Origin of the sequence: Mycetocola lacteus, from assembly GCF_003667575.1 — a bacterium.
Taxonomy (GTDB): Bacteria; Actinomycetota; Actinomycetes; order Actinomycetales; family Microbacteriaceae; genus Mycetocola; species Mycetocola lacteus.
Genome location: NZ_RCUY01000001.1, coordinates 215,611 through 240,969, shown reverse-complemented (window position 1 = coordinate 240,969; position 25,359 = coordinate 215,611). Strand labels below are relative to the sequence as shown.

Sequence of the window (25,359 nt, the reverse complement as noted above, 5' to 3'; positions counted from 1 at the left end):
GCGTTTTTCATGAGTCAGCCCACCACCGAGTCCCTGTATTTGCAGCCCGGACGAAATCTTGCACTGGAGCTGGTGAGGGCAACGGAGGCTGCGGCGATTCGTGCCGAACCGTATATCGGTCGCGGCGACAAGCTGGGTGCCGACGGTGCCGCGGTGGATGCGATGCGCGCGTTCCTCGGCACCGTCAACTTTGATGGCACCGTGGTGATCGGTGAGGGCGAGAAGGACGAGGCCCCGATGCTGTTCAATGGCGAACGCGTGGGCAACGGACAGGGCCCGGCGGTGGACATCGCCGTGGATCCAATCGATGGAACCAGCCTGACCGCCGCGGGCCGCCAGAACGCCCTGTCGGTCATCGCGGTGGCTGACCGTGGTTCGATGCTGGATGCCTCGACCGTGTTTTACATGGACAAGATTGTGACCGGTCCCGAGGGTATCGGTGTGGTGGACATTCGTCAGTCGGTGGCCGAGAACATTCAGGCGCTGGCCCAGGCGAAGAAGGTTCCGGTTTCGGACATCACCGTCGCGGTGCTCGACCGTCCGCGTCATGAGGGTCTGATCGAGGAGATCCGCGCCGCCGGTGCGGGTACCCGTCTGATGCTGGATGGTGACGTGGCCGGTGGTATCAACGCCGCCCGCTATGGCACCCGAATCGACATGTGCCTGGGTACCGGCGGAAGCCCCGAGGGCATTGTGACTGCGTGTGCGATCAAGGCGCTGGGTGGCCACATCCAGGGCCGTCTGCACCCCCGCGACGACGCCGAGCGTCAGCGCGGTATCGAGGCCGGTCTGAAGATGGACTATGTCTACGGTGCGGACGAGCTGGTGCGTAGCGACAACACGTTCTTTGTGGCAACCGGTGTGACCGACGGCGGTCTGGTCGCGGGTGTTCAGCACCGCGGCCCGATCATCCGCACGGAGAGCATCGTGTTGCGGTCGAAGTCGGGAACGATCCGCCGGATCGTGGCCGACCACCTGGTGGAGAAGTGGCGCTAAACCGCTGATCCTCAACCCGCCCATACGCGGGTCCTGAGCTGCGGGCGTACCAATGGCGGTGCGCCCGCTTTTTGCTGCCCGTTTAGGCCTGAGAGTTTTCCTCCTGATTCTGTTCCGCTTCGGTTTCATCCGGGGTGAGGGAGGCGGGGGAAGTGGAGGAGGCCGGGGTGACAGGGGAGGTGGGGGAGGCTGGGGAAGCGTGGGAGCGGCTCTCTTCAAGGCCGGCAACCAGGTCGACATCGGTGATCTCGCGCAGGGGCTCTTCTATCGGGGTGAGGTCGGCGATGATCTTGGTTTTGTCGATGCGGCCGAGCTTGCGGGCGCTGGGCAGCACCTGGTGTTCGAGGGATCCGATCACCACGTTGTAGTCCTTCACCGAGCGTTCGATCGAGCGCCCCAGCTTCTGCAGTCGTGTCGCGGTGGTGGCCAGACGCGAGTGGAGTTCTCGGCTCAGGTCGAAGAGTTCGGTGGCCTCCTTGGTGAGCACATCCTGCTGCCAGCTAAACGCGACGGTTTTCAGCACGGACCAGAGGGTCACCGGGGATGCCAGCGCGACCCGCTTGGAGAACGCGAAGTCGAGCAGGGTGCGGTCGGCTTCCAGGGCCGAGGACACCAGGGACTCGCTGGGGATGAACGCAATGACCAGCTCGGGGGAGGCGGGCAGGCCCTCCCAGTAGGTCTTATTGCCCAGCGCGGTCACATGTTCGCGCACGGCCTTCACATGATCACGCAGAAGCGAATCGCGACGGGCGGCCTCTGCACCGGTCGCGGTGGCGGGAATCGCGCTGGCTTCCAGGTACGCGTTGAAGGGCACCTTCGCATCCACGGCGATGTTCTTGCCCCCGGGCAGGTGCACCACCATGTCGGGGCGACCGGCTCCCGCGTCGGTGGACACCGAAGACTGCACGCTGAAGTCCACCCGTTCGATCAGCCCCGCAGCTTCCACCACATTGCGCAGCTGGGTCTCACCCCAGACGCCGCGAACGTTATTCGACCGCAGCGCACCAGCCAGGGTGTCCGTGGTGGCGCGCAGCCGCTCCTCAGCCTCCGTGGCTGCTCGGAGCTGGGCGCTGAGTTCTCCGTGTTGGAGGCTTCGCTGGTTCTCGATCGCCGAGACGGCCGTCTGCATCGTGCGCAGAGTTTCGGCCACGGGAGCCAGCGCCTCGAGAACGCGTGCATCCTGAGACTCTCGTGCTCGCCGATTCGTGGCCTCTTCCTCACGACGTCGCTCCTGGTCGGCGGCATACCGACGCTGGGCGTCGATCTGATCACGTAGCTCTGCCGTGGTCGCCTCGAGAGCGGCCAGCTCGGCGCGCAGCGTGCCGCGGATTTCGGATTCTCGTGCACCCTGGGACATCAACTCGGCGGAATGCTGCGCCGTCAAAACCTCAACTTCGGCGCGGGCAGCATCGGCACGAACCTCCGCCGCGCGCAGTGCCGAGCTTGCACGGCGCTGTGCGGTCAGCCCGCCGAACACGCCGCCAAGGACCGCGCCGAGCACGAGGCCCAGCATGAGGCCGATGATGAGTGGGAGTAGTGAGTCCATACCCCAAGTGTGCCCGACACCGCCGACAGGCTCGGCGGAGATGGAGTAACTGGGGATAACTGAGTCGCGGACGCCGCCTGTGGAGGAAATCCGACACGACTCCCGGCTCGGCTACCGATGCTCGGCCACTGACGCTCGGCTACGGACGCTCGGCTACCGATGCTCGGCTAGCGAAGCTCGCCGGCGGCGGAGACACCGATGGCGGAGACACCGATGGCGATCAGATCCCCTCGAAATGCGTGGATGCCCACGCTGACCGGTCGGCCCGCGGAATCCCGCGATATCCGGGTGCGCTCGAGAATAACCCCGTCCGTGCCGAGACTGAGTAATCCGGTCTCGGCCGGGGTTGGTTGACGGGAGATGAGCCGTTCATCGACGCTGTGAATGAGGATGCCCGCGGCGCGAAGAAGGGAGTACGAGCCGGTGTCACTCAGCCGGTGGAAGCCGGGAACCTTGAGGTCGGCGGGCACATTGTTTGTGAGGATCGCAAATGGTGCCTGATTGCTGCTCAGAAGCCTGCGGAAATGATGCACCGGCGTGCCGTCCGCACGTTCCAGGAGGGTGGCAATCAGCGCCGAGGCGGGTATCGTGCGTTGCTCGAGAACCTTGCTGCCGGGGCGGTGTCCGTCGCGCTCAAGCGACTCGACGATGCCCAGTGGCTCGATTGCGGTCCGGATACGCGTGTGTGCCACGCGTGTGCCCACACCGCGTCGCCGAGTGAGCAGGCCCTCGGCGACAACCTCCTGGATCGCGCGCCGTACGGTCGGTCGGGAAATGCCCAGGCGGTGTGCCAACACAATCTCGTTGTCGAGTCTGCTTCCCGGAGGCAGCGTTCCATCGGTGATGGCATCGCGAAGTTGATCGGCGAGTTGTCGATAGAGCGGAACGTCTCGGCCTCGGGCAAGGTCGAGCGAAAGGGGCGTGATGTTCCGGCTAGGTGTCTGCATGAGTTACCTCAGATTTCCCGGTGTGGGCGAGCATATGAAGCGCAGGCTAACAACGCAGCGTGTGAGAATAACGGATGCCCAGAACGTTCGCCGCGCGCGCTCGGCTGGCCCCGGTCCATCTGGCCGGGTACGATAGATCCTCGTGGCCCTCACTATCGGAATTGTCGGACTGCCCAACGTTGGCAAGTCAACCCTGTTTAACGCCCTGACCAAGAACCAGGTGCTCGCGGCGAACTACCCGTTCGCGACGATCGAGCCCAACGTCGGGGTGGTGAACCTTCCTGACGTGCGCCTGACCAAGCTGGCCGAGATCTTCGGCAGCGAGAAGATCCTGCCCGCCGCGGTCTCCTTCGTGGACATCGCGGGCATCGTGCGTGGTGCGAGTGAGGGTGAGGGGCTGGGAAACCAGTTCCTGGCAAACATTCGTGAGGCCGACGCGATCGCCCAGGTGGTGCGTGGATTCGCCGACTCCGACGTGGTGCACGTGGACGGCAAGGTCAACCCGGCCGGCGACATGGAGACCATCAACACCGAGCTGATCCTCGCGGACCTGCAGACGGTTGAGAAGGCCATCCCGCGTCTGGAGAAGGAGGTCAAGGGCAAGCGCATCGATCCCGCCGCCCTGGAGACTGCAAACGAGGTGCTCGCCGCGCTGAATGCCGGCACCCCGCTCTCCGCCACCAAGATCGACCTGGAGCCCGTGCGCGAGCTCGGTCTGCTCACCGGCAAGCCCTTCATCTACGTGTTCAACGTGGATGAGGAGGTCCTGCAGAGCGACGAGAAGCGCGCCGAGCTGGCCGCCCTGGTGGCCCCCGCACAGGCGATCTTCCTGGACGCCAAGCTGGAGTCCGAGCTGATCGACCTGGACGAGGAGGACGCCGCCGAGCTGCTGTCTTCGACCGGCCAGACCGAGTCTGGTCTCGACCAGCTCGCTCGCATCGGGTTCGATACCCTGGGCCTGCAGACCTACCTGACCGCCGGCCCCAAGGAGTCGCGCGCCTGGACCATCCCCAAGGGTGCCAAGGCTCCGCAGGCCGCCGGTGTGATCCACACTGACTTCGAGCGTGGGTTCATCAAGGCCGAGATCATCTCGTTTGCCGACCTGGTGGAAACCGGTTCGGTTGCCGAGGCCCGCTCCAAGGGCAAGGCCCGCATGGAGGGCAAGGAATACGTCATGCAGGATGGCGACGTGGTGGAGTTCCGCTTCAACGTCTAGTCCCACTTTCTGCACACGGTCCGCTTCCCTCGGGAGGCGGACCGTTGTCGTTTGGGGGCGACGGGATGTTTTCGATTCTGGATGCTCAGTTATCACACGGCATCGACATTTAAGGTGTGCGTACCCGAGTGACAGCGCCGATGAGTTGTCGCTCAACCACGTCCGGGCCAACCTCGGAGCGAGCTATATAACGAACCATAAAGAGAGGGGTTTGTCATGGAAGTCACCAGTGTTGACCTAGATCCCCAGCTGATTGAGCGTGCTCGGGAGCTCACCGGTGAGCGCTCCAACCGTGCCGTCCTCGATCTTGCTCTTCGTCGGCTCATTGCATACAAACAGAAGGCCGCGATGATCGATGGTATTTCCGAGCTGGTCAATCTTGAAGCGGAGCTGGGAGCCCCGGTAATCCCGCCCACGCCCTAATGGTCGACTTTCTGGTTGACAACTCCGTCTGGGCGCGGCTGGCGTCCGGTGACCGTGCGATTACCGCAGAGTTGCGCCGCATTGAGCGTGCGCCGGCAGATCTTTTTGTGACCTGTCCGCCACAGGTGCTGGAATTTTGCCATAGCGCTCGGACGCCCGAAGAATACGCACTTTATCGGGAGAAAATCTCTCTGGGATTTCCGTTGGAGCGGGCACCTGACGAATCTCTCGTGCTCGATATTCAGAGTTCCTTATGGAAATCTGGCCTTGTTCGTGCCGCGTGTGCACTGGACATTCTCATCAAGGGATATGCGATTGTGAATGACGCAACGGTGCTGGCTGCGGACCTAGATTTCGCCCACGTTGCGGCAGTGTCGGACCTGAAGTACCAATACGTCGCTTCGACACCATCCTGATTCATCTCTCTGTGCGCATACGGGGGAGCATTCTCCTGCGCGAGCGTGACCGCGCGAGCCGCCGTGTGAAGGTTGCCCACGTGTGGCACAATTTGCTGTGCCGACGAAGGAGTGATTGTGATGGTTGTGAGCGAGGGATCATCCGAGACGGATGAGGCGCAGCTCTCCGATGGGTCGGAGATGACGCTGGTTGAGATTGAACATGGGTTTGCCGTGGTGTTCGCGCAAACGCCCCCGATTGACATGAATCTTGTCCCGTTTGAGGTGCTGGGCGAGAGCAACGCCCGGAGCTTGACGGACGCCCTGGCCATCGTCTCCGGTGCCGGTACCGTGGTTGCGCAGGGTGCACAGGGGGTGGTCAGCGCGCAGGGCCTGGTCCGGCTTGCCCCCGAGACGATCAAACAGCTGCAGACGATGAAGCCGATGGTGTCAAACGGATGGAATCTCGGCACCCTGGTGGGAGAAAAGGGGAAGGCCGCGGCGTCGATTCGCTGGGCACCCGCGGCCGGAGCGCAGAGCGCCGCCGTGCTCGCCACGCTGGGGCCCGCGATGGCACTGCTGGCGTTGCAGATTCAAATCGCATCGATTTCGCGCCGGGTTGATACCAACATTGAGCTGACCCAGAGCGTTCAGCGCTTCCTGGAACAGGACCAGATGGACACCCTGCGAGGCCTGTATGACACGACGATTCGTGCGGTGGCCGAGGCTCAGGCCGCGGGCGTGGTCAACGATCACATCTATGCAGCGGTCTCCACCAGGGAAGCTGATTTTCGCAAGCTGAAGACCGCATACGACCGTCAGGTACGCGAGCACATCGAGATGCTTGCGGGCGACCCCCGTGGGCGACGCGCCTACGTGCAGAAGAACTATGAACGCATTTTCGCCGACGTTCACGGTCTGCTGATGGCCGAGGGATCCTGGCACCGTGCACAGGTCCTGCGGGCCGCACACATCAGACACGATTTGGGCAACGAATCGGAAAACGCACCCATCGTTGAGACGCTGGTTGCGCAGACTCGGCGTGAGTACACGGCATCGGTGGCGCGAATCAAAGACCTGGTTGACGAGCTGGAACGCCAGTGTGGACTCATCGTTGAACTGCCCGCGGACAGAAGCCTGCCCTTCACCACGAAGCGTCAATCGGCAAACGAGGTGGTCGAGATTGCCCGGTATCTGGGTGATCAGGTTGCGGCCATTTCCAATTCCGTCCGACGCACCAGGACGGTCTCCGTGCCCGGTGTGCTGGTCGTTGATCCAGATGAGTCGGCGGATGCCGTGCTGCGAATACTATCCCTGGTGCTTCCCAAGGGAGAGGCTCCGATCGCGCTTGCGGATGTGAACGAGGATCGGCTCATTTCCGGGGGTGCCTACCTGGTGGTGACCCCTCACCGAGTGCTGCTCTCCTCCCACGGAGCGCTGCTCAAGCAGGGAAGTATCGAGCGGGAAATTTCGCTCTCGGATGTGCGTTACGTTCGGTTCACCGAGCGAGGCAAGCAGGGCGCGGTTCTCGATCTGATTACCGCCGAATCCAACATCAAGCTCACGTTCGACCGTTGGGCCGCAGCGGGGCCGGCGCTGGAATCCGCTCGCCGACTGGCGAACCTGCTCGCGGCGGCCATGCATATCCCGGAGAGTGAGCGGCGCACGGACTCCCTGCTCCCCAATCCACCTGGACAGGACGTGGCCCTAGAACAGCACGAACTGCGGTGAGGCACGGTCTGGGGACACTTATCGTCGCGGCGTTTGCAAAGCGCCCGGTGGTCCTGGGTGGACTGAGTCTTGCGATTGTGCTGTCCGTGATTATGGGGGTCGGCGGCATCGCCGCGCTGAGCCTCCCGTTGCACTGGGGAACGTATACCGAAAGTGAGTGTACGCGTGGTTTTCTCAACCGGAATTCCTCGTGTTCAAGTAAGGGCCGCTGGGACAGCGATGACGGCACGATCAGCCTTCCGCACACCGGGCTGTCCGGTCCGCTGGACAGTGCCGACGGAACCGTTCGCGCGAGCTATCGAGAGGGCGGAATCACCACCAACGGCCTGTTCAATATTGTGACCGCGGAGGGGGAAGCCGACGGGTCAATCTGGCAACCTTGGACGGTAGCGGTCGTCCTGATTCTTGTGCTGACCTGGCAGATTTGGGTCAATCGCCCGCGCCGAACGCCCACCGGCCAAATCGGCCGCCACGCCCATCCCGGATAGGTGTCCACAGCCGATCCGCGTGGACGTGGCCGAGGCGCGCTCTGCGTTTTACGTGGGCCAAACCCCTGGTTCTATACGGGCATCCGGGGCGAACCATGTCAATGGGAACCTGGCTGAGTTAGGATCGGTGCATGACGAGCCATCTGGCGAACTGCTTTGATACCCTCAGCGATTGCATCGCACGGGGTGACGAGTTGTTTGCGATTCGCTTGATTTCCGAGATTTTTGACGCGGCCGTGGCTGAGGCGGAGTGCTCGCAAGTCACTTCGTTGAGGACTGCCCCCGTGCTTGCGGGCGATTCTCGATGGGATACTCTTTCCACATCGGCGGTTCGATTGGCGTATGAAACGCGTGGAAAGACGCCGCCGCCCTGGACCGAACGTGAGCCGAGCCCGACACCGGTTTACCTCCGAGCGGATCGAGACCTCACCGAAATCTACCGCGAGAGAATTCGCGAACGGACACCGCTATCGCTGGCGGAGCAGAATGTCTGGTACGAGCTTTCAGACCTGGCAACCGCGTAGGATTGAATGTGTTTGGGCTCGGCAACGCACGCATTTTTGAGCTCTTGGACCGTCTCGGTGCGGAACTCGAAGCGCGTGGTCGGACAGCAAACCTGTACATCATCGGTGGGGCCGCGATGACTATCGCTTATGGTCGCACGACGGCCACGCTAGATATCGATGCGCATTCTGTCCAACGGGACGTTCTGCGAGACATTGCATCACAAATTGCGCTTGATGAGGGCCTCCCGACGGACTGGCTGAGTTTCAACGCATCAGCGTTTATCCCGGGAGGGGAACCGTTGGAGAGCACGATGCACAGGAGAACCGGGGGGCTGACGTACGAGGTTGCATCCCCGCGCGTACTTCTGGCGATGTAGATGTCCGCATATCGGGCGAAGGATCTGGAGGATATTAGGCTCCTCATTGCCTACCTAAGAATCACCACGGTGCGCGAGATTATGCAGATCCTGGATGCTTTCTTTGATGGGGAATCGGTTCCTCGTTACGACCGCGCAGACGTTCTGCTGAATGCTCGCGAGGTGATTGATCTGATACTACGTTGACGTAGTGACCACCACAACTGGTGTAACGTGACCCCGGTGACCCTGTGCGGTCACCTCGATCCCCGCCGCTCCTCGGGAGCGCCCCATTTTCCGACTGGAGAATCCCATGATTCAGGCCAATATTGCCGTAGATTTCAGCGCCGTTGAGGGCGAACGTGAAGACGTTTCGCTGAACAACGTGGTGTTCGAAATGGTCACGTCCACCACCAGCGTTGTGGCCGCCGAGCCGACCCTGTTCCGCTACTTCGAGAACGAGGGTGTGGTGTGGGGCGACTACACCGGCGACACCGTGATCGAGGGCCGTTTCTCCGGTATCCGTGAGGGTGACACCCTGCACATGTCCTACAACCACCGGTCCAAGAACGGCAACCTGGTGCACGGCAACGACACCACGATCATCTCCCGTCAGGCCGACGGCCTGCTGCGTCTGACCGAGTTCTACGTCGGCGCCAACGGTGAGCCGCAGCTCAGCGTGTGCCGCGAGGTCGCCGCGAACTAGACCGCGCGGGCCCGATGCCGCCGCGAATAGCTTTCCGGCGGCGAGGAACATCTCGGGCCTTCCACCCATTTTGGTGGGGGATGAGCTAGCGCAACGGTGCGCCCTCATCCTCCTCACCCGGCTCCGCGATCCGCAGGTGCCGGGTGGAACCCAGCGGGGATTCCCCCGCCCACTCTCCGGGCGAACGCAGCGCCCGGCCGGCAAAGCCAGCACCCAGGCTGACCCGATCCCACTGCTCATCCATCACGAACACCGTCTCGGTGGATTTGATGCAGGACCACTGCGCAAGATTCAACGCCACAAGCTCATGAATTGCCGCGACGTCCGCCGCACGCACCAACAGCATGCCGTCATGCTCGCCGGCGGTCACCGCGAAATACTCCAGTTCCGGCACCGTTTTCAGACGCTCACGAAACTCACCCCACTGCTGCTGTTCGAGTGATACAAACACCAGCGCGGCCACGCCAAACCCCGCCGCCCGGAAATCCAGGGTGGCGGTAAATCCGGTAATCACACCGGATTCAATCAGCCAGTCATAGCGCTGGTAGGCGTTCGAACGGGAGATCCCCAACTGGTCCGCCAGCGCCGCGATGGACAGCCGTCCATTGCGGCGCAGCAGGTCAACCATGCGGATGTGAATATCGTCGAGTTGCATTCTGTCTCCCCGGGGATGGAATTATTCTGCGGATCTTGGATGAAATGCCACATACTCGGCAAATCAAAGAACGAATATCGCATTTTTCTTTCGTATTTGACACAATAATCGCGAATCACATAACTTTTGTAAATAGTTATCCATCTCGGGTAACAAAGAGGAGGCCACAACATGAAGTTCTCGAGGAAAAGCGCCGCCACAGCCGGTCTGGTCGTCGCGGCCGCCCTCGCGCTGTCGGGTTGCGCCGGCGGCAACGGTGCAGCCGGAGGGGGTGACGCAGGCAAGTCCCTCGTGGTTGACGCCTCGTTCGACCTGAAGACCGCCGACCCCAACCGCCAGTACGAGACCACCGGGTCGATCGTCGCCAAGGCGCTCTACCAGACGCTGCTGACCTTCGAAGGCAACGACGTCACCAAGCCGGTCGACGGCCTGGCCAGCTACACCATGAACCCCGAAAACACCGTGATGACCCTCACCTTGAAGCCCGGAGCCAAGTTCTCCGACGGCTCCCCGGTGACCGTGGACGACGCCGTGTTCTCGCTCACCCGCGTCCAGGGAGTCAAGGGAAACCCCTCGTTCCTGCTCGACGGGATCACCGTTGCCAAGACCGGTGATGACACCCTGACCCTCACCTCGGCCGAGCCCAACCCGGCCCTGCCCTTCATCCTGCCGAACCCCGCCCTGTCCGTGGTGAACAAGAAGGTTGTCGAGGCAAACGGTGGCTCGGACACCGAGAGCGACAAGGCCGAAGCCTTCCTCAACAAGACCTCCGCCGGTTCGGGCCCCTACAAGCTGGAGTCCTTCGACGCCGCCAAGCAGGTTGTGCTGACCGCCAACCCCGAGTACAACGGCCCCAAGCCCGCCTACTCGCGGGTCGTGCTGCGCAACGTGGCCGGTCCGACCCAGAAGCTGAACGTGGAAAAGGGCGAGTCGCAGGTTGCGCTTGACCTGAACCCGGACCAGGTTGCCGAGCTTGCCGGCTCCAAGGTCAAGATCACCTCGGACCCCTCGCGCTACATGATCTTCCTGCTGCTGAACCAGAACAAGGATGTCAGCCAGATCACCAGCAACCCGGACTTCCTGAAGGCTGTCAAGCTGGGCATTGACTACGACAAGATCGTCAAGATGGCCGGCGACGGATCCGTCCGCCCCGGTGGTCCGATCCCCTCGCTGTTTGTGGGTGCGATCGACGCCAAGCAGGGCAACCAGCGCGATGTTGAGGCGGCCAAGGAAGCCCTCAAGGCTTCGGGATACAACGGCGAGAAGGTTACCCTGAACTTCCCCAACGACATCACCGTGCAGGGTCTCTCGCTGCAGAACGTCGCCGAGGCCGTGCAGGCACAGCTCAAGGATGTCGGCATCGACATCAACCTGGCCCCCGCCCCGGTGGCCACCGAGCTGGACGCCTACCGCAACGGCACCGAGACCGTGGGTCTCTGGTACTGGGGTCCGGACTTCCCGGACGCCTCGAACTACCTGGTGTTCTCGCCCGGTGAGCTCGTCGGTCTGCGCGCCGGCTGGCCCGCGGGTGCCGACCCCAAGGTGACCGAGCTGGCAAACGCCGCCAAGGCCGCCACCGGAGACGCCCGTGCCGCCGCCTACGAGGCCTGGCAGAAGGAGCTCAACGCGAGCGGACCGTTTGTGCCGCTGCTGCAGCCGGCTCAGAGCATCGTCACCGCCCCGAGCATCACCTCGGTGACCACCAACCCGGTCTGGACCGTGGACCTTGCCCTCATCAAGTAACACTGCCGCCGTCCAGACTCAGACGGCTGACCGTAGCGCACGGAGGGGCATCCCCCCCTTCGTGCGCTACGTCGCAATACGGCTCGGGCTGAGTGTCCTGCTGATGTTCGGGGTGACCGTGGTCACCTTTATCCTCACCAACCTGGTGCCCGCCGATCCGGTGCAGGCAGCCCTGGGTGAGCAGGCGGCCGCCGATCCCTCGATCGTGGCCAAGTTCCGCGCGGATAACGGTCTCGACCAGCCGCTCGTGGTGCAGTACTTCACCTACCTGAACAACGTACTGCATGGGAACTTCGGTGTGTCCACGCAGACCCGGATGCCGGTGGCCGATGAGCTCGCCTCCGCGGTGCCCGCGACCATCGAACTGGCCCTGGCCGCGATCGTCTTCTCGACCCTGATCGGCATCGGCCTGGGACTGTGGGCCGCGCTCAAGCAGCGCACGATCATCGACCAGATCATCCGCGTGGTGAGCCTGATCGGTCTGTCCTGGCCGACCTTCTGGCTGGCCCTCGTGGTCTACTACGTCTTCTTCTTTGTGCTCGGGATCTTCCCCGGTTCCGGGCGTCTGGATCCGGTGTCCATCGCCCCGCCGCAGGTCACCGGTTTGTACACCGTGGACGCGCTGATCGCCGGGCAGTGGGGCACCTTCTGGGATGCCGTGTATCACCTGGTGCTGCCCGCCTCGGTGCTGGCCCTCTACACGATCGGTCTGCTGACCCGCTTCGCCCGCTCGGCCGTGCTGGAGGTGCTCGACCTGGACTATGTCAAGGCCGCCACCGCCAAGGGACTCCCGCGTCGCACCGTGGTCTTTGGCTACGTGCTGCGCGGTGCGCTGGTTCCGATCATCACGGTCCTGGGCCTCGCGTTTGGTGCGCTGCTCTCCGGCACCGTCCTGGTGGAGAAGGTGTACTCCTGGCACGGCCTGGGTGAGTATTCGTTTGCCGCCGCGACCAAGCTGGACCTGCCCGCCATCATGGGTGTCGGTCTGATCGTGGGCTTTGTCTACATCGGACTGAACTTCCTGGTGGATGTTTTGTACGGGGTCATTGACCCGAGAGTGAGGGTCGCATGAGCGCCGACATCCTGACCCAGCGCGCCAAGCGGCGCCGCTGGCTGAAGATTGCGCCGGCGTTCCGCACGCCGCTGGCGATCACCGGCATCACGATCGCCGCCCTGTGGGTGCTGATCGCGATCTTCGCGCCGATCCTCGCCCCGTTCGACCCGCTCGCCCAGGACTTTGACCGGCTGATGCCGCCCGGTGGCGAACACCTGTTTGGTACCGACGCCGTGGGCCGCGACGTTCTCAGCCGCGTGATCAGCGGCGCGCGCATCTCGATGCCGCTCGCCCTGGCCCTCGTCGTCGCCTCGATGGTGGTTGGCGGCACCCTGGGTGCCATCGCTGGCTACTTCGGACGTGCGGTGGATGAGATCATCATGCGGATCGCCGACCTCGTGTTCGCCTTCCCGACCATCATCCTGGCGATGGTGATTACCGCGGCCCTCGGCCCGAGCCTCACCAACGCCGTAATCGCGATGCTGATCGTCTCCTGGCCCGCCTATGCCCGAGTGACCCGCTCCCTGGTGATCTCCGCGCGGCGTCAGGAATACGTGGTTGCCGGTCGCCTGCTGGGTAACAGCCCGTTCACCACGCTGCGCCGCGACATCCTGCCCAACGTCCTCTCGCCGGTCTTTGTGCTGGCAATGCTGGATGTGGGCACCGCGATCCTGCTGCTCGCGGGCCTCAGCTTCCTGGGCCTCGGCGCCACCCCGCCGCTGCCCGACTGGGGTGCGATGGTCTCCGACGGCGTGCAGCAGTTCTCCTCCTGGTGGATTGCCGCGTTCCCGGGACTCGCGATCTTCACCGTGGTGATGGCGTTCAACTTTATTGGGGACTCGCTGCGCGACTCCCTCGACCCGCGTGCACAGGATGCGGTGCAGGGGAGGGCAATGTGAGCCAGCTAGACAATCAGTACGACGGCGCTCGTCACGCGAACGCCTCGGACGGCCTGACCATCCGGGACCTGACCATCCGGATCGGCGAGAAGGAGATCCTGCACGGGATCAACCTCGACCTGATCCCCGGACAGATCACCGGTCTGGCCGGAGAATCCGGTTCGGGGAAGTCGATCACCGGTTTGGCCATGCTGCGGCTGCTGCCGACGAACGCCAAGACCGGCGGCGCGATCACCTTCGAGGGACGCGATCTGCTCACCATCCCCGAGCGGGACATGGGCAAGATTCGCGGCCAGCATGTGGGTATGGTCTTCCAGGACCCGACCGCCTCGCTGCACCCGATGCTTACCATCGAGCGTCAGCTGACCGACCACCTGCGCGCCCACACCGGCGTCTCCAAAAAAGAGGCACGGGAGCGGGCGCTGGACGTACTGCGCAAGGTGAAGGTGCCGCTGCCCGAAACGGCGTTGAAGAAGTACCCGCACCAGTTCTCCGGTGGGCAGCTGCAGCGCATCGCGATCGCCGTGGCGATCATCTGTGAACCGCGCATCCTGATCGCCGATGAGCCCACCACAGCCCTGGACGTGACCGTGCAGGCGGGCGTGCTGCGTCTGCTGCGTCAGCTGTGTGATGAGCTGGGCCTCGCGGTCCTGCTGATCACCCATGACCTCGGTGTGATGAGCAGCCTGGCCGACCGCATCGCGGTTCTGCGTCAGGGTGAAATCGTGGAGGAGGGGACCCGGTACAACGTGCTGCGGAACCCCCAGCACGAGTACACCAAGGCGCTGATCGACGCGCTGCCGAGCCACGAGGGCGCCGGAGCGGACCTTGCGACAGCAACCGATGCCGCCGCCGAGGCAGTGAACGTTGAGGGCGCCGGAGCCGACCTTGCGACAGGAACCGATGCCGCCGCCGAGGCAGTGAACGTTGAGGGCGCCGGAGCCGACCTGGCGTCCGCGACCGAGGCCGCCACCGAAACCGCCACCGAAACTTCGACCGAGAAGGAGGCTGGCAATGACTGAGTCGCTGCTGAGCGTGGACGATCTGCGGGTGCAGTACAAGCTGCCCGGCAAGGGAACCCTGACCGCCGTGGACGGTGTGAACTTCGAACTCGCCCCCAAGCAGGTGCTGGGACTCGTGGGCGAATCTGGTTGCGGAAAATCGACCCTGGCCCGTGCCGTGTGCGGGCTGGAGCCGATCCACTCGGGATCGATCCACTTCAAGGGCACCCCGATTCGTACCCTGGGAATGCGGACGCGTCCGGCCGAGCTGCTGCGGATCCAGATGGTATTCCAGAACCCGTATGCCTCGCTCAATCCGCGGCGCACGGTGGGGAGCCAGATCGCCGACGGACTGCGCATCCACCCGCAGCGTGACAGCTGGACCGTCGCCGGGCTGCTGGAAGAGGTGGAGCTGCCCGCCGAGGTAGCAAACCGCTTCCCGCACCAGTTCTCCGGCGGACAGCGTCAGCGCATCGCGATCGCCCGCGCGATCGCCTCGGGTCCGGACCTGCTGATCGGTGACGAGCCGATTGCCTCGCTGGATGCCAGCCTGCAGGCGAAGGTTGCGCAGCTGATGCGTCGCCTGGCCTTGGAATCCGGTGCGTCGATGCTGTTTATCAGCCATGACCTCGCGGTGGTGCGCACCATCGCCGATGAGGTAGCGGTGATGAGCAAGGGACAGATTGTTGAGCACGGTCCCGTGGAGCAGGTGTGGCGTTCCCCGCGCGACCCCTACACCCAGCGCCTGCTCGCCGCGATCCCCGCCGTGGACGGCCTCGGTACCCTGCCGGGTCTGCCCGAGGACTAGGGTCCGATCGAATAACCTCCGAGGGTGCTCCGCAGACGCGGGGCACCCTCGGACTGGTTTATTGGGTGTGAGCGCCCCGTGCCGAGGCATGGATCCAGAAGTGTTCCGTTCCGCTCATGGGCGATACGCATACAAGAAACAACCGGGCTTTTTCCTCGACCGCATGACGCAGGCACCTTGTAGTTACCGCGTGTGAGAGCAGTCGGGAACCCCCGGTCCGATAGGATCGGCTGGGCACCCACCGACGCACGGAGATTGCAAATGACTGGTTTAGGAACCCGAATGCGGCCCCTCAACTGTCGCGGGGTTCACGCATGAGCTCCACTTCGCCGAACCCTCGATCTAGACGCTCTCGGGATATTGTTGCGATCCTGATTCTTCTCCTTCTCGCCTGCGGCTTTGTGGGGGCACAGGTCGCACAGTCGCGGCCTATTTCGCCGGTAGATGAGCACGTGTACGTCGATGCCCTTCTCAAGTTTCCGCAGCACCCGGTCATTCAGCGCGGCGAACTCATCAACGACCAAACACGTCACCTGATTGATTGCCACGGCATGATGTTCAGCCGCGCGCCCGAGCTTGAACGATGCGCCGGTACTCAGACCGCTCCGCTGGAAAGCTATCCGCGTGGGTCCTTCAGCGGGGTAGATATCTACACGCCAATCTATGTTGCCGTGACCTGGATCGCATCGCGGCCCTTTGTCTTGGCCGGTCTGGACACCCTGTCAGCCCTGCGAATGGCGGGTGCAGCGTGGCTTGCCGCCGCCGCGATCCTTCTCTATTTCACCACGAGGAGGCTCGGGCTGGACCGGATGCGAGGCGTCGCGGTGGGGGCCCTGCTCATCGGTTCGGTTCCAGCCTGGTGGTCGGCAACCTTTGTCTCGACCGATGCGGCGCTTCTCACGGTAGGGGCGGGGCTGGTATTGGCGGCGATCGCGTGGTGGCAGCGGGCAGTTCCCAGTTGGTTGCTGTGTGTTCTCGGGCTGCTGGCCGTATGGATCAAGTTCCAAGCTGTGTTTATCGTGGGGGCGCTCGCGGTTGCCCTGATCTGGAGTGCGGGTGCCGAATGGTTACGCCGCCGTGGGATGACACGGCGCATGGGGGTGCATGCGCGCATCGGGTCTCACACGCGTCTTCTCGGTGACGGTTTCACCGAGCCTACGCCACGACGATACCTGTGGACTGCTGCCGGGATGGCAGGTGCCGTGCTCGTGGCTCAGGGGTCATGGCTGCTGATTCGTGCGTTGGTTCCCGCCGCGGGGCCCACGCCGGTATCCACCGGTGATGTACCCACGACGGGGGCACTGCTGTCAGAATCCGGACGTTTTGTCTGGGATTTGATGGCGGGAAGCGTGCCGATGGAAAATATGAATCCGGTGAGCCAGGTTCTCGCGTGCACGGGGTCACTCCTGCTGGTTGTTGCTGCGCTTGTCCAACTGATCATCCCGGCGAGACGTCCCCTTCGAGCCCTGGCGATCGGTTTCTGGGTCGCCATCCTGACCTTGGGGCCATTGATCGCGCTGTCCAATATTCTGGTAGAGGGATATTACTTCGCGCTGCCGAGCCGTTACGCGATGGCTCTTGTTCCACTCGGGCTCGTCTTTGTTGCCGCGATATTGCCCAGGTCGCGTTTCTTCGGAGCGATCCTCCTGTTGGGAGGGGCCACGGCTGCCGCGTTATCTCTGGGGATCGGACAGTAGCGTCTAGATCGATGCTGACTGTGATGCGAGCTGTGTCGCGGCGGCCGTAAAGCGGTAGAGCCGCGCCGGCCGATGGCGCCCGCCGGTCTGCACCTGCTCGGTCGCACGGACCAGTCCGCTGGTCTCCACCTGGCGTCGGAAGTTGGCCGGATCGATGCGCTTATCCAGCACAGCCTCATACACTTCGCGCAGTGCCGAGAGCGTGAAGAGTTCACCAACGAAGGCATGGCCGAGGTTCGAGTACTCCAGTTTGCCGCGGAGCCGACCAAGCGCGTACTCAACAATCTCCGCATGATCGAAGGCAAGCTCGGGCAGATCATCGGCGGGGAACCAGCGCACGTTTTCGGTCACCACCGCCTCGGCCGCCTCCTCCTCACGGACCAGCGCCCAGTAAATAATGGACACCACACGGTTGCCGGGGGAGCGGCCCACATTTCCGAACGCGTACAGCTGTTCCAGATAGCTGGGGGAGAGCCCGGTGGTCTCATTCAGGGTGAAGGCTGCGGATTCGGAGAGCTCCTGTGCGGGTTCCAGCGGGCCGCCCGGCAGGGCCCACTTGCCCTGCTGGGGCTCGCGGATCCGGCGTACCAGCGGAAGCCACACCGTGCGCCGACCGGAATCGTCCCCGGGACGCAGCGCAAAGATGACCGTGGACACGGCGAGTTCGATCGGTGCGGACGTGATCATGGAGGCCTCCGGGCGTTTTGAGCGGTTCACTTCAGCTTAGTGTCATGGTGACACTAAGCAACGCATATCACTCGGCGTTGCCGGTCAGGAGGTGGAAACAGTGAGAAGCGCGAGGGTCGCGATGGTGACCGGACCGAGCGCGAGAAACACACACGCGAGTACCCGGCGAGTCACCCGATGCGGGATGACCGAGCGAATAAAGCCCAGCACCGCGAGCACGGGGTACAACACAAAGATGCTATTGAAGAGCAGCGCACCCCACCACTCGGACGAGTAAGCGGTGAGAGGGCCGGGGTTGCCGAAAATCTCGAGGAGAACGATGCAGCCGGCCCCGACCACAACCAGAGCGAGTGGCGACACCAGCATCCGTCCGCCGGGGACGGGGATCAGCAGCGTCCCGGCCAGCAGCGCCATCGAGACTCCATATGTGAGCGTCCATCCGCGAAGACCGTCGAGGTTGCCACCGGTGAATTCATATAACGGTCCCAGGCCCTTGGTCCACGTTAGGATCGCGAGAACAGCAAAAATATAGAGCGTCCCGGCCAGCAGTCGCGAGATGATTTCGAGTGGATCGAGGACGATAACCGGCGGCCGTTTCACGGGCAATTCTTCAGTCACTAGAACCCCCGAGACACGGCGAGGAGCAGCGTGACCGTCTGGAGAACCAGCGGGAGCGCCACCATCGAAACGGCGAGTGCTTTCCGGGTCCGCGCGTGACGTGTGGCTCGCTGAACAAACATGATGACCGGAACCGCGCTCATCACGAGTGCGGGCGTGAACAGGGCGAGTTCAGATGGCCAGTTATGGATGATCATGGGGCTCGTTTCGTCCCCGACGGGATCCGTGGGCGGCGTGCTCGTCAACACCACCATGACCAGAACAAACGCCAGATTGATCATTATCTGAGGAAGCCCCGCCACCCAGTGGATGAGCGCCGTGCCCGGTGAAATCGGGATCAGCAGGGCCAGCGCCATCGCGGTGGTGATTGCCGTGCTTGTCAAAAACTCGGGGATGAGCGCAACGAGCGGAGCGGCATGAACGTTAAAGTGGACCGTCCACACCAGCACTAACGGGGCCAGCGCGGCATAGCCGATGCTCAGGAGAATGCGCAGCATGGGAGTGAATAGTGCATTCAAGTACTATGCTCCGATTCGTGTGCGAGATGAGTTTCGAATGGAGATCACAGTCTGCTAAACGGTGACAAATCAACCCGGGACTGGCAGCGGTTAGCGACGATGACTATTGTGAATTGATCTGGAACAGCCACGCGGTCATGGAAATGAACAGCAGCGGGAAAACCATAAGGACAATCGCTAATGTCCATTGAACGCGCGAACTACCGCTGTTGTTTCGCCAGATAGCAATTGCAGGTTGGAAAACTAGTATCACTAAACCGCCATGCTGATGGAGCAACTGATACCAATATGTGGGCAGAAGCGGAAGTGAAACTGTGTGTGGGCCAGTTGGACTGCTTGACGAGAAGAACAACAGGAGTAACAGGATAACTAGGCCATAGACCGTGAGTTGAATTGACAGCGCTACAGTTCCGATAAGTGGTCTTCCTGACTGGAGAGACCTAGTTAGAACGAGCCCGACAACTGTAAAAACGATCAGATTCGTGAGCGAGTATCCGAGCCGAGAAGCTAACGGTCCTGCCGGGTCGCCTCCTGGGAAACCAAGTGGACACAGGCCGAGAATGACGATCACGTAAACGATTTGAACCACGGGCCTGACGATGTGGCCCATAGCTGAATGATTACTTGCTAGCACGAAATCACGCACCGCCACTCTGATCGGTTGTTACTTTCTTTGCAGGGCCGAATGCTGCAATTTGTGCAAGATATACGAGGGGTATATTGCCCATTGCTTATTCTGTTGCCATCGCGGTGAACCGGTCTGCGACAGCCGTAGCAAACTCGGTCAATTCTAATGCGTTCGGATCGCGTTGGCCCTTCATGAATTTAACTCGCGGAAGCTTGATCCACACTGCGGTATCTTCAAAAACTGATTTCACCGCGGTCAGTATCCGTTGATGCGTGTTTGCACCGAATCGCTGACTGATAAAGGCCCCAATTCGTGCGGCTTCAGACGGGTAGAGGGTGAATACTTCGTTCATCGCCTGATCCAATCTTTTCCCAAGTGAAATGTATCTTCCTAGAAGCCAACCATCCGCATCTCCGATCACATCGGCTCGCCCAAAACCACTGCTTTCTTGAAGCCCCATGTTTGCGCGCACCCAATCACCTATTGATTGTTGGCCGCGAGAAAGACAGCACTGAGCCCAGAGCTGAGCACAATCCAACGCCCATCCTCCTAGATCTCCGAATCCGACCCCATATTGCCCCTCGTGTGTACCCCAGGTCATCACCCCGAGCGCGGTCGCTGCCATATGTGGCAGATCCGTATTAGGTCCATAGGCAGTTCGGAGGGGCTCCAATGCCCCGGCGGATTCTTGGAGCTTCAGTAACGTGTCGGTAATAAATGGGAGCTGCCCGGTCCCAGTACTAGGCTCAAGCAGTAACAGGTATCCGATCCACTCGATTGAGTTGTAAGTCTCGGCGATAAGATACCGCAACACAATATAGGTACCAAAGCTGTTGTTAGGTTCCGTCTGCGGAAATCCCATCGCCTCTTCCGCAAGAACCAACACTTTAGTGAGCTGCCAGCTCAGTTGATGGAACGACCAACCGAGTTCACCTTGGCCCGGTGCATACACCAATGGAACTCGCGCGACGTCATTACGCGTGGCCGGACGTGCCCGCTTGGATACGACGTTTCGATCGATATTGCTTTCGGCAGTGGGTGCAGTTGGGATTGGAGGGTTCGGGATTTCCTGGATTTGGTTATACATCCATTCCGAAGGCATCTTAAAACCGAGGTTTCCGCTGTAGCCTGTTGACATCCCGCTTACCCAGACTCCGGTTGCGAGTCCGGCGTCATACACGGTAGCCGCAACGTTTCGCGTGCCATAGATTCCTACCTGGTAGGTGACAGCTCGCGATACTTTGAGCCCGCGTTGCACGCCTCGGAAATAGTTCAGGACGATGCTTGAAGCCTCGGCACCAGTGGCATCATAGTCAACGGCAAAGAAGATAATGACATTGTCCAGAAAACCGAGTTGTCGACTACGAATGGCGGCTTGCTTTGCATCGCTAAAACCAAGCTCTTCGGTAAAGAATCTTGAGGCGTTATTAAAATTCTGGAAAATTGGGACGACGCTCATCCCATGGTCGAGAATGTTTTCCAGCTCTCCGGCCTTGATGCTTTTCTGGTCAACCGTGAGGTAACGACCTGCCACACGATATCCCTTTGCAACCAGCTTGTTGACCCTGTCTTCAGTTAGACGGTCAATCGTGTCCATACCAGTAACGGGCCGACTCGGATCGCCCGTACTCACCAACAGTGCCGCCCAAGTACCGTAGTCGGCGAATCCGGTGACTCCGATTTCCATAAACGTCTGGAACGCGATTACCTGACTACGGGTGGCCGCATCAAACGTTCCACTAATTGGAGTTGAATAGCCGTTGCAGGAGAGCGCAAGCTGGAACAACGACACGAAGTTTTTGAGCCCATCGGCGTCACCCAGTTTCACCTGAGCGTTTGCCTTGATCCCTGCGATCGTGCCCGGGCCAAAGTTTCCGGTAGCTACGCCATCGGCCATTCCGAGCTCGTACTGAAGTGCGTACATGAGCCCCTGCTGCATTTGTCGTGTGAAGAGACCATCGCACGGCACAATGTAGAAGTCTTTTCGGAAGGAATACCGACGGTTGAGAGTTTGCTGTCCCGCTCGGATTGCGTTGGATCCTCCGCTGAGAAGAACGTAAGCATCCATCGTTAACAGCGATTTCATTATCTTTGCGTTCACGGCAACAGGATCGGCGGTCAAACCGAGGTTGTTTCTCACCATGCTGACTGAGGCGGTTAGCGTGGACCCCCAGGCCGAGCCGATATCGCCTCCGGAGTACCCCTTACACCAGAGGGCGCACTGAAGAATTGCGACGACTTTCCGGTTCGAGGACATGGAACTCAGTAGTCCTATCGAATTGGTAAACGCAGCCTCGGTACCGGGCCCGAACGTGTTACTTGGGCCTGCGACGCCAAGTTCGATTTGAAGCGCTCGGATGAGCGAGAACATGGTTGGCCAGCCTGTGTTGCCGTCAGTTGGAGCGTCGACATAGCCGGGACGGCCTGAATACGTTGAGTTGAGATAGAGCTGCGCGGCGCGAACAAGCGGATCTGCCATTATCTAAAGTCCTTCTAATCCTGAAGCGTGACGGACTCGTGTCCGGTGATTCGTTGCATAGCGATTGCGGCGGGCGGGCCGGTAAACGAGACGGAAGCTCGAGTTCGATCTGCGCTTGAAGCTGCAGCTTTGGTGAGTTCACCCGTGAAAGACACGACAACCGATGCGCCGCTTGGAACGGCTGCTTGGAGGGATGTGGTCAAGACTTGAAGTTCTGCCCGGCGTGCGCTGTTTGTTGCAGACGGTGCTTCGGTGGCGGTGAGATCGTTGGGAGCCACGGCATCCACGCTTGCATCATTGATCACCTTGCGGTCAGTTGACAACGCGATGATCGAACCAACCGGAATTGGTCCGGGGCCCACACTTGTGACTTGAACAAGACGGGGAATCGCCGCCTCAGCGTCGTGAGAGGTCTCCGACGGAGGCTCCCAGAAAGCAGAAAGCTCAGCGCCCCAGGCCAGGCCCGAAGCTGCGGCGTCGCTAGCTTTTGCGGTCATCGAGAATGAATCGGCCGGGTTTACACAGGTCACGTCAAGGGTCGTGGGGACAACTGCATCGATCCCATCGGATGGATAGAGTGCTCTGGCCCGCAGTGGGAGCATGACGGATGCGCTGCCTGCATTCCCGTCTGCGGCAAAGTCCGATGGCCAGGTGAACGCTATCTGTCCGTCCCCGCTCATTTCTGCGGCCACTATCGTGATGGAATCGCCGTGGGCAAGGATGACGTTCGAGCCGCTGACAAGTGCGAGCCGTGGGTCCCAACTCAGTGTGATGCGAGCGTCCGAAAGCTTGGCAAACTGTTGGGTTACGGACATGGAGCTGGGCACGATCCACTGCGACGTTTGCGTGAACGCAGTGTTGAAATGGGTTATCTCATTTCCAGCGAGGGAAACGGCCGAAGAAAGCGGCCCAGAAACTGTAGCCGAACTTGAGAGAGCCGGTGACAGCAGCGTTTGTGTTGTCGTCATCGCCAGGGTGAAGGCTCCGGCTACAAGCAAGAAGTTTCGACGGGAAACCGAGGCTTCGGGCTTTGGTGCTTCAATCCGTTCGTTCGTCTCAAACGACGCCATCGTATCTCCATCTCGTATGCCAACGAGGAGCGTATAGATGACAAAGCATCGCTCTATTCCCCCGTGCACTGCCCCCCAAATGCGGCGATGCGGGTTCAGTATATTCACACACTGCAAGCAACACGCAAGAGCAAAATCTACGAACGATGTGCCCACTTTGTTATTACTACGGATGTAATTAAAATGCTGGTTAGGTCATGTTCTGTGCAACATTTGACGTGAAGAAGTTTTCGGCTATGCTCACCTCATAGCCGGTCGGATGTGGCATCACGGAGGATGCGCGCGGACCGATAATCCAAGGGGGAAGTATGAAACGACGTTTTGCGAGCATTGCTATTGGGCTGCTGTTGGCAGCAGGTTTGGGTGGAATTACCGCTGCCCCTGCAAACGCGGTGCCGGATAGCCCCTGCGGACGAGAGCGCGTGATTTTTATTCAAACCGATGAGGCCGCGTTCAATTGCACCTCGTCTCCTGTCCGAATCAAGATGAAGATTTGGAACAAGGAAAACAGTACCTGGTTCTGGGATACGTGCCGCAGTCTCGGGCCCGCACAGATGTACGGCGGACAATTCGGAGGTTTTCCGATCAAGTACAAGTACATCGGGTTCGGCTACTGCTAACAAACTTCACATAAGTTAATCAGACTGAGGCTCGGGAGGAAACTTCCGAGTCTCAGTCTTTTTGAGGTCTTGATAGGTCTCAAGTCATCGAAGTATCGAAGTATCGAGGGCTCAACGTCGTGTCTTCTATCCGGTGTAGTTCAGGTGGAACAGTTCCAGGGCGAGCAGGAAGAACAGCGGTGTGGTGAGAAGGAGAACGCTTGTCAGTACCGTGCGGGTGCGGGGGGAGCGTGAGGCGTTGCGCCAGATTGCGATGATCGGCTGCCAGATGAACATGACCACGGCAGCGTAGTGCTGAAGGAGTAGATACCAGTAGGTGGGAAACATGCCGGGTGAAATCTCGTGTGGACCGACCGGGCTTGATGAGGAGAAGAACATCAGCAGGAGCAGGAAGACAGAGGTGGCGATGACGAGTTGCACCGAAAGTGCCACGTTCCCGATCAGAGGGGTGCCTGCGGGGGTGGGGACCAGCAGGAGCAGGGAGATCGCGGCGAACACGAGGGCGTTGATCACGGTGCTGTCGAGTTTTGGCCCGAGTGGTCCGGCCATGCCGTCGCTGGGGAACACCAGTCGCCACAGGCTGAAAAGGCCCCAGATATAGAGGACGCCCGCGACGCCACGAATCCAGCGATCGGCTCGCGGACAAGTGAGAACGGTGTACGGCGAGCCCACTACTTGGTCACGCCGAAGATGCCCGGCCACCAGGCCAGTGCGAGCGGGAAGCCGACAAACGAGATGATGTCGATCAGGGTGTGGGCGAGCACAAGCGGCATGACCCGGCCCCAGCGGCGGTAGCACCAGCCGAACACCACACCCATCACCACGTTGCCAAAGAAGGGGCCGATGCCCTGGTAGAGGTGGTAGCTGCCGCGCAGCAGGGCACTGGCGATGATGATCTTCCAGGTACCCCAGCCGAGCTGGTCCAGCCTCTTATAGAGGTAGCCGATGACGATGACCTCTTCGAGCAGGCCCGCCTTGAGCGCGGCGAGGATCAGCATCGGGATCGTCCACCAGTACTGATCCTGCGGTGCAGCCTGCACGGCCACCGTAATCCCCAGCAGGCGACCGATTGCGTAGAGCCCGATGCCGGGAATGCCGATCACCGCCACCAGGAACAGGGCCCGGCCGGCATCCCTCCCGATCAGAGAGGGACGGATGTCCAGACCCAGCTCACTAAAGGGGTTGGCACGCGGCCGCCACAGAAGATAGAGGACCAGGGCCACCGGCGCGAGCCCCAGCGCAAAGCCCAGGAACTGATTGGCAAAATCGAGCCACTCCCGAGTACTGGTCGCCTGGTTGAGACCGGTGCTCTGGCTCCCCAACGGTTTCTCGGCAGTGAGGCTGGCGATCAGGCTCAGGATCGAGTAGAGGGCCGACGCGCCGAGCGAGAGTGCCAGGACGATGCCGATCTCGACCCAGAGGCGTCCCCGATCCACCGGGTTAAGCAATGAACCATCACCGTTACCCGGTGCGCTCGCTGAAACATTTCCCCCAGCACTGGGGTCTTGCGGTGTCACAGGCATAGGAGGTCCACATCACGTTCGGAATGTTCTACGAGAGGGCATTCCAGGG

General features: G+C 61.4%; 26 protein-coding genes. 16 read left to right on the top strand and 10 right to left on the bottom strand.

What is annotated here, in order from left to right; translation table 11 throughout:
- Window positions 1-9 precede the first annotated feature (9 nt).
- Window positions 10-996, top strand: coding sequence for a class II fructose-bisphosphatase (glpX, locus tag D9V34_RS01090; RefSeq protein WP_030148460.1), 987 nt, complete (start codon window positions 10-12; stop codon window positions 994-996).
- An 82-nt stretch (window positions 997-1,078) separates the two neighbouring features.
- On the opposite strand, the gene D9V34_RS01085 is transcribed toward glpX, so the two are convergent.
- Window positions 1,079-2,542, bottom strand: coding sequence for a DNA recombination protein RmuC (locus D9V34_RS01085; RefSeq protein WP_121687106.1), 1,464 nt, complete (start codon window positions 2,540-2,542; stop codon window positions 1,079-1,081).
- A 167-nt stretch (window positions 2,543-2,709) separates the two neighbouring features.
- Window positions 2,710-3,489 carry a GntR family transcriptional regulator gene (locus tag D9V34_RS01080; RefSeq protein WP_121687105.1) on the bottom strand — a complete coding sequence of 260 codons (780 nt, stop codon included), beginning with the start codon at window positions 3,487-3,489 and terminating at the stop codon, window positions 2,710-2,712.
- A gap of 142 nt (window positions 3,490-3,631) precedes the next feature.
- On the opposite strand from D9V34_RS01080, the gene ychF reads away from it, so the two are divergent.
- The 8 genes from ychF to D9V34_RS01035 all read left to right on the top strand — a co-directional run bounded on the left by ychF (window position 3,632) and on the right by D9V34_RS01035 (window position 9,310).
- Window positions 3,632-4,705, top strand: coding sequence for a redox-regulated ATPase YchF (gene ychF / locus D9V34_RS01075; protein WP_121687104.1), 1,074 nt, complete (start codon window positions 3,632-3,634; stop codon window positions 4,703-4,705).
- A gap of 216 nt (window positions 4,706-4,921) precedes the next feature.
- Window positions 4,922-5,128, top strand: coding sequence for a type II toxin-antitoxin system VapB family antitoxin (locus D9V34_RS01070; RefSeq protein WP_121687103.1), 207 nt, complete (start codon window positions 4,922-4,924; stop codon window positions 5,126-5,128).
- On the top strand, window positions 5,128-5,544 hold the full coding sequence (locus tag D9V34_RS01065; protein WP_121687102.1) for a PIN domain-containing protein: 417 nt from the start codon (window positions 5,128-5,130) through the stop codon (window positions 5,542-5,544). The genes D9V34_RS01070 and D9V34_RS01065 overlap by 1 nt, the downstream gene beginning before the upstream one ends.
- Before the next feature lie 117 nt (window positions 5,545-5,661).
- Complete coding sequence (locus D9V34_RS01060; RefSeq protein WP_183091788.1) at window positions 5,662-7,254, top strand: hypothetical protein; 1,593 nt, start codon at window positions 5,662-5,664, stop codon at window positions 7,252-7,254.
- Window positions 7,251-7,742, top strand: coding sequence for a hypothetical protein (locus D9V34_RS01055; RefSeq protein ID WP_121687100.1), 492 nt, complete (start codon window positions 7,251-7,253; stop codon window positions 7,740-7,742). Before D9V34_RS01060 ends, D9V34_RS01055 begins: the two co-directional genes overlap by 4 nt.
- Before the next feature lie 131 nt (window positions 7,743-7,873).
- The gene (locus tag D9V34_RS01050) at window positions 7,874-8,266 is read left to right on the top strand and encodes a hypothetical protein (protein ID WP_121687099.1); all 393 of its coding nucleotides are present in this window, start codon (window positions 7,874-7,876) and stop codon (window positions 8,264-8,266) included.
- A 359-nt stretch (window positions 8,267-8,625) separates the two neighbouring features.
- On the top strand, window positions 8,626-8,811 hold the full coding sequence (locus D9V34_RS01040) for a hypothetical protein (protein WP_121687097.1): 186 nt from the start codon (window positions 8,626-8,628) through the stop codon (window positions 8,809-8,811).
- Window positions 8,812-8,917: 106 nt separating this feature from the next.
- Window positions 8,918-9,310 (top strand): avidin-fold protein, encoded by a 393-nt coding sequence (locus D9V34_RS01035; RefSeq protein WP_121687096.1) that lies wholly within the window; start codon window positions 8,918-8,920, stop codon window positions 9,308-9,310.
- Window positions 9,311-9,395: 85 nt separating this feature from the next.
- Here D9V34_RS01035 and D9V34_RS01030 read toward each other — a convergent pair whose 3' ends face one another.
- Window positions 9,396-9,965 (bottom strand): Lrp/AsnC family transcriptional regulator, encoded by a 570-nt coding sequence (locus D9V34_RS01030; RefSeq protein ID WP_030148468.1) that lies wholly within the window; start codon window positions 9,963-9,965, stop codon window positions 9,396-9,398.
- Between the two features lie 171 nt (window positions 9,966-10,136).
- On the opposite strand from D9V34_RS01030, the gene D9V34_RS01025 reads away from it, so the two are divergent.
- From D9V34_RS01025 to D9V34_RS01000, 6 genes are all read left to right on the top strand, one after another.
- Window positions 10,137-11,708 (top strand): ABC transporter substrate-binding protein, encoded by a 1,572-nt coding sequence (locus tag D9V34_RS01025; protein ID WP_121687095.1) that lies wholly within the window; start codon window positions 10,137-10,139, stop codon window positions 11,706-11,708.
- Between the two features lie 61 nt (window positions 11,709-11,769).
- Window positions 11,770-12,780: an ABC transporter permease gene (locus D9V34_RS01020; protein ID WP_245991802.1), complete on the top strand. Its 1,011-nt coding sequence runs from the start codon at window positions 11,770-11,772 to the stop codon at window positions 12,778-12,780.
- Window positions 12,777-13,661 (top strand): ABC transporter permease, encoded by an 885-nt coding sequence (locus D9V34_RS01015; RefSeq protein WP_121687094.1) that lies wholly within the window; start codon window positions 12,777-12,779, stop codon window positions 13,659-13,661. The genes D9V34_RS01020 and D9V34_RS01015 overlap by 4 nt, the downstream gene beginning before the upstream one ends.
- Window positions 13,658-14,683 carry an ABC transporter ATP-binding protein gene (locus tag D9V34_RS01010; protein WP_121687093.1) on the top strand — a complete coding sequence of 342 codons (1,026 nt, stop codon included), beginning with the start codon at window positions 13,658-13,660 and terminating at the stop codon, window positions 14,681-14,683. The genes D9V34_RS01015 and D9V34_RS01010 overlap by 4 nt, the downstream gene beginning before the upstream one ends.
- Entirely contained in the window at window positions 14,676-15,470 is a 795-nt protein-coding gene (locus tag D9V34_RS01005) for an ABC transporter ATP-binding protein (RefSeq protein ID WP_121687092.1), read from the top strand. Before D9V34_RS01010 ends, D9V34_RS01005 begins: the two co-directional genes overlap by 8 nt.
- Window positions 15,471-15,784: 314 nt before the next feature.
- Window positions 15,785-17,167 (top strand): hypothetical protein, encoded by a 1,383-nt coding sequence (locus tag D9V34_RS01000; RefSeq protein ID WP_147441577.1) that lies wholly within the window; start codon window positions 15,785-15,787, stop codon window positions 17,165-17,167.
- Window positions 17,168-17,170: 3 nt separating this feature from the next.
- On the opposite strand, the gene D9V34_RS00995 is transcribed toward D9V34_RS01000, so the two are convergent.
- The 5 genes from D9V34_RS00995 to D9V34_RS17410 all read right to left on the bottom strand — a co-directional run bounded on the left by D9V34_RS00995 (window position 17,171) and on the right by D9V34_RS17410 (window position 23,167).
- On the bottom strand, window positions 17,171-17,854 hold the full coding sequence (locus D9V34_RS00995; RefSeq protein WP_121687090.1) for an NUDIX hydrolase: 684 nt from the start codon (window positions 17,852-17,854) through the stop codon (window positions 17,171-17,173).
- Between the two features lie 84 nt (window positions 17,855-17,938).
- Window positions 17,939-18,472: a diguanylate cyclase gene (locus tag D9V34_RS00990; RefSeq protein WP_147441576.1), complete on the bottom strand. Its 534-nt coding sequence runs from the start codon at window positions 18,470-18,472 to the stop codon at window positions 17,939-17,941.
- Complete coding sequence (locus tag D9V34_RS00985; RefSeq protein ID WP_121687088.1) at window positions 18,472-18,969, bottom strand: hypothetical protein; 498 nt, start codon at window positions 18,967-18,969, stop codon at window positions 18,472-18,474. The genes D9V34_RS00990 and D9V34_RS00985 overlap by 1 nt, the downstream gene beginning before the upstream one ends.
- 752 nt (window positions 18,970-19,721) lie before the next feature.
- Window positions 19,722-22,097 (bottom strand): glycoside hydrolase domain-containing protein, encoded by a 2,376-nt coding sequence (locus D9V34_RS00980; RefSeq protein ID WP_121687087.1) that lies wholly within the window; start codon window positions 22,095-22,097, stop codon window positions 19,722-19,724.
- Between the two features lie 14 nt (window positions 22,098-22,111).
- Entirely contained in the window at window positions 22,112-23,167 is a 1,056-nt protein-coding gene (locus D9V34_RS17410; RefSeq protein WP_147441575.1) for a hypothetical protein, read from the bottom strand.
- A 308-nt stretch (window positions 23,168-23,475) separates the two neighbouring features.
- On the opposite strand from D9V34_RS17410, the gene D9V34_RS17405 reads away from it, so the two are divergent.
- The gene (locus tag D9V34_RS17405; protein ID WP_147441574.1) at window positions 23,476-23,787 is read left to right on the top strand and encodes a hypothetical protein; all 312 of its coding nucleotides are present in this window, start codon (window positions 23,476-23,478) and stop codon (window positions 23,785-23,787) included.
- A gap of 126 nt (window positions 23,788-23,913) precedes the next feature.
- Here D9V34_RS17405 and D9V34_RS00970 read toward each other — a convergent pair whose 3' ends face one another.
- Both D9V34_RS00970 and D9V34_RS00965 read right to left on the bottom strand, forming a co-directional pair.
- Window positions 23,914-24,459 carry a hypothetical protein gene (locus tag D9V34_RS00970; RefSeq protein ID WP_121687085.1) on the bottom strand — a complete coding sequence of 182 codons (546 nt, stop codon included), beginning with the start codon at window positions 24,457-24,459 and terminating at the stop codon, window positions 23,914-23,916.
- A complete protein-coding gene (locus D9V34_RS00965; protein ID WP_245991800.1) occupies window positions 24,459-25,223 on the bottom strand; it encodes a CPBP family intramembrane glutamic endopeptidase in 765 nt (254 codons plus the stop codon). The genes D9V34_RS00970 and D9V34_RS00965 overlap by 1 nt, the downstream gene beginning before the upstream one ends.
- Window positions 25,224-25,359: the final 136 nt, after the last annotated feature.

Excerpts from the sequence above, each read along its gene's own strand:
- D9V34_RS00985 (WP_121687088.1), bottom strand. The coding sequence starts at position 18,969 with ATGCTGCGCATTCTCCTGAGCATCGGCTATGCCGCGCTGGCCCCGTTA.
- D9V34_RS17410 (WP_147441575.1), bottom strand. The coding sequence starts at position 23,167 with ATGGCGTCGTTTGAGACGAACGAACGGATTGAAGCACCAAAGCCCGAA.
- D9V34_RS00980 (WP_121687087.1), bottom strand. The coding sequence starts at position 22,097 with ATGGCAGATCCGCTTGTTCGCGCCGCGCAGCTCTATCTCAACTCAACG.
- D9V34_RS01030 (WP_030148468.1), bottom strand. The coding sequence starts at position 9,965 with ATGCAACTCGACGATATTCACATCCGCATGGTTGACCTGCTGCGCCGC.
- glpX (WP_030148460.1), top strand. The coding sequence starts at position 10 with ATGAGTCAGCCCACCACCGAGTCCCTGTATTTGCAGCCCGGACGAAAT.
- D9V34_RS01070 (WP_121687103.1), top strand. The coding sequence starts at position 4,922 with ATGGAAGTCACCAGTGTTGACCTAGATCCCCAGCTGATTGAGCGTGCT.
- D9V34_RS01080 (WP_121687105.1), bottom strand. The coding sequence starts at position 3,489 with ATGCAGACACCTAGCCGGAACATCACGCCCCTTTCGCTCGACCTTGCC.
- D9V34_RS17405 (WP_147441574.1), top strand. The coding sequence starts at position 23,476 with ATGAAACGACGTTTTGCGAGCATTGCTATTGGGCTGCTGTTGGCAGCA.
- D9V34_RS01000 (WP_147441577.1), top strand. The coding sequence starts at position 15,785 with ATGAGCTCCACTTCGCCGAACCCTCGATCTAGACGCTCTCGGGATATT.
- D9V34_RS01040 (WP_121687097.1), top strand. The coding sequence starts at position 8,626 with ATGTCCGCATATCGGGCGAAGGATCTGGAGGATATTAGGCTCCTCATT.
- D9V34_RS01065 (WP_121687102.1), top strand. The coding sequence starts at position 5,128 with ATGGTCGACTTTCTGGTTGACAACTCCGTCTGGGCGCGGCTGGCGTCC.
- D9V34_RS01050 (WP_121687099.1), top strand. The coding sequence starts at position 7,874 with ATGACGAGCCATCTGGCGAACTGCTTTGATACCCTCAGCGATTGCATC.
- D9V34_RS01035 (WP_121687096.1), top strand. The coding sequence starts at position 8,918 with ATGATTCAGGCCAATATTGCCGTAGATTTCAGCGCCGTTGAGGGCGAA.
- D9V34_RS00995 (WP_121687090.1), bottom strand. The coding sequence starts at position 17,854 with ATGATCACGTCCGCACCGATCGAACTCGCCGTGTCCACGGTCATCTTT.
- D9V34_RS01085 (WP_121687106.1), bottom strand. The coding sequence starts at position 2,542 with ATGGACTCACTACTCCCACTCATCATCGGCCTCATGCTGGGCCTCGTG.
- D9V34_RS01005 (WP_121687092.1), top strand. The coding sequence starts at position 14,676 with ATGACTGAGTCGCTGCTGAGCGTGGACGATCTGCGGGTGCAGTACAAG.
- D9V34_RS01025 (WP_121687095.1), top strand. The coding sequence starts at position 10,137 with ATGAAGTTCTCGAGGAAAAGCGCCGCCACAGCCGGTCTGGTCGTCGCG.
- D9V34_RS01015 (WP_121687094.1), top strand. The coding sequence starts at position 12,777 with ATGAGCGCCGACATCCTGACCCAGCGCGCCAAGCGGCGCCGCTGGCTG.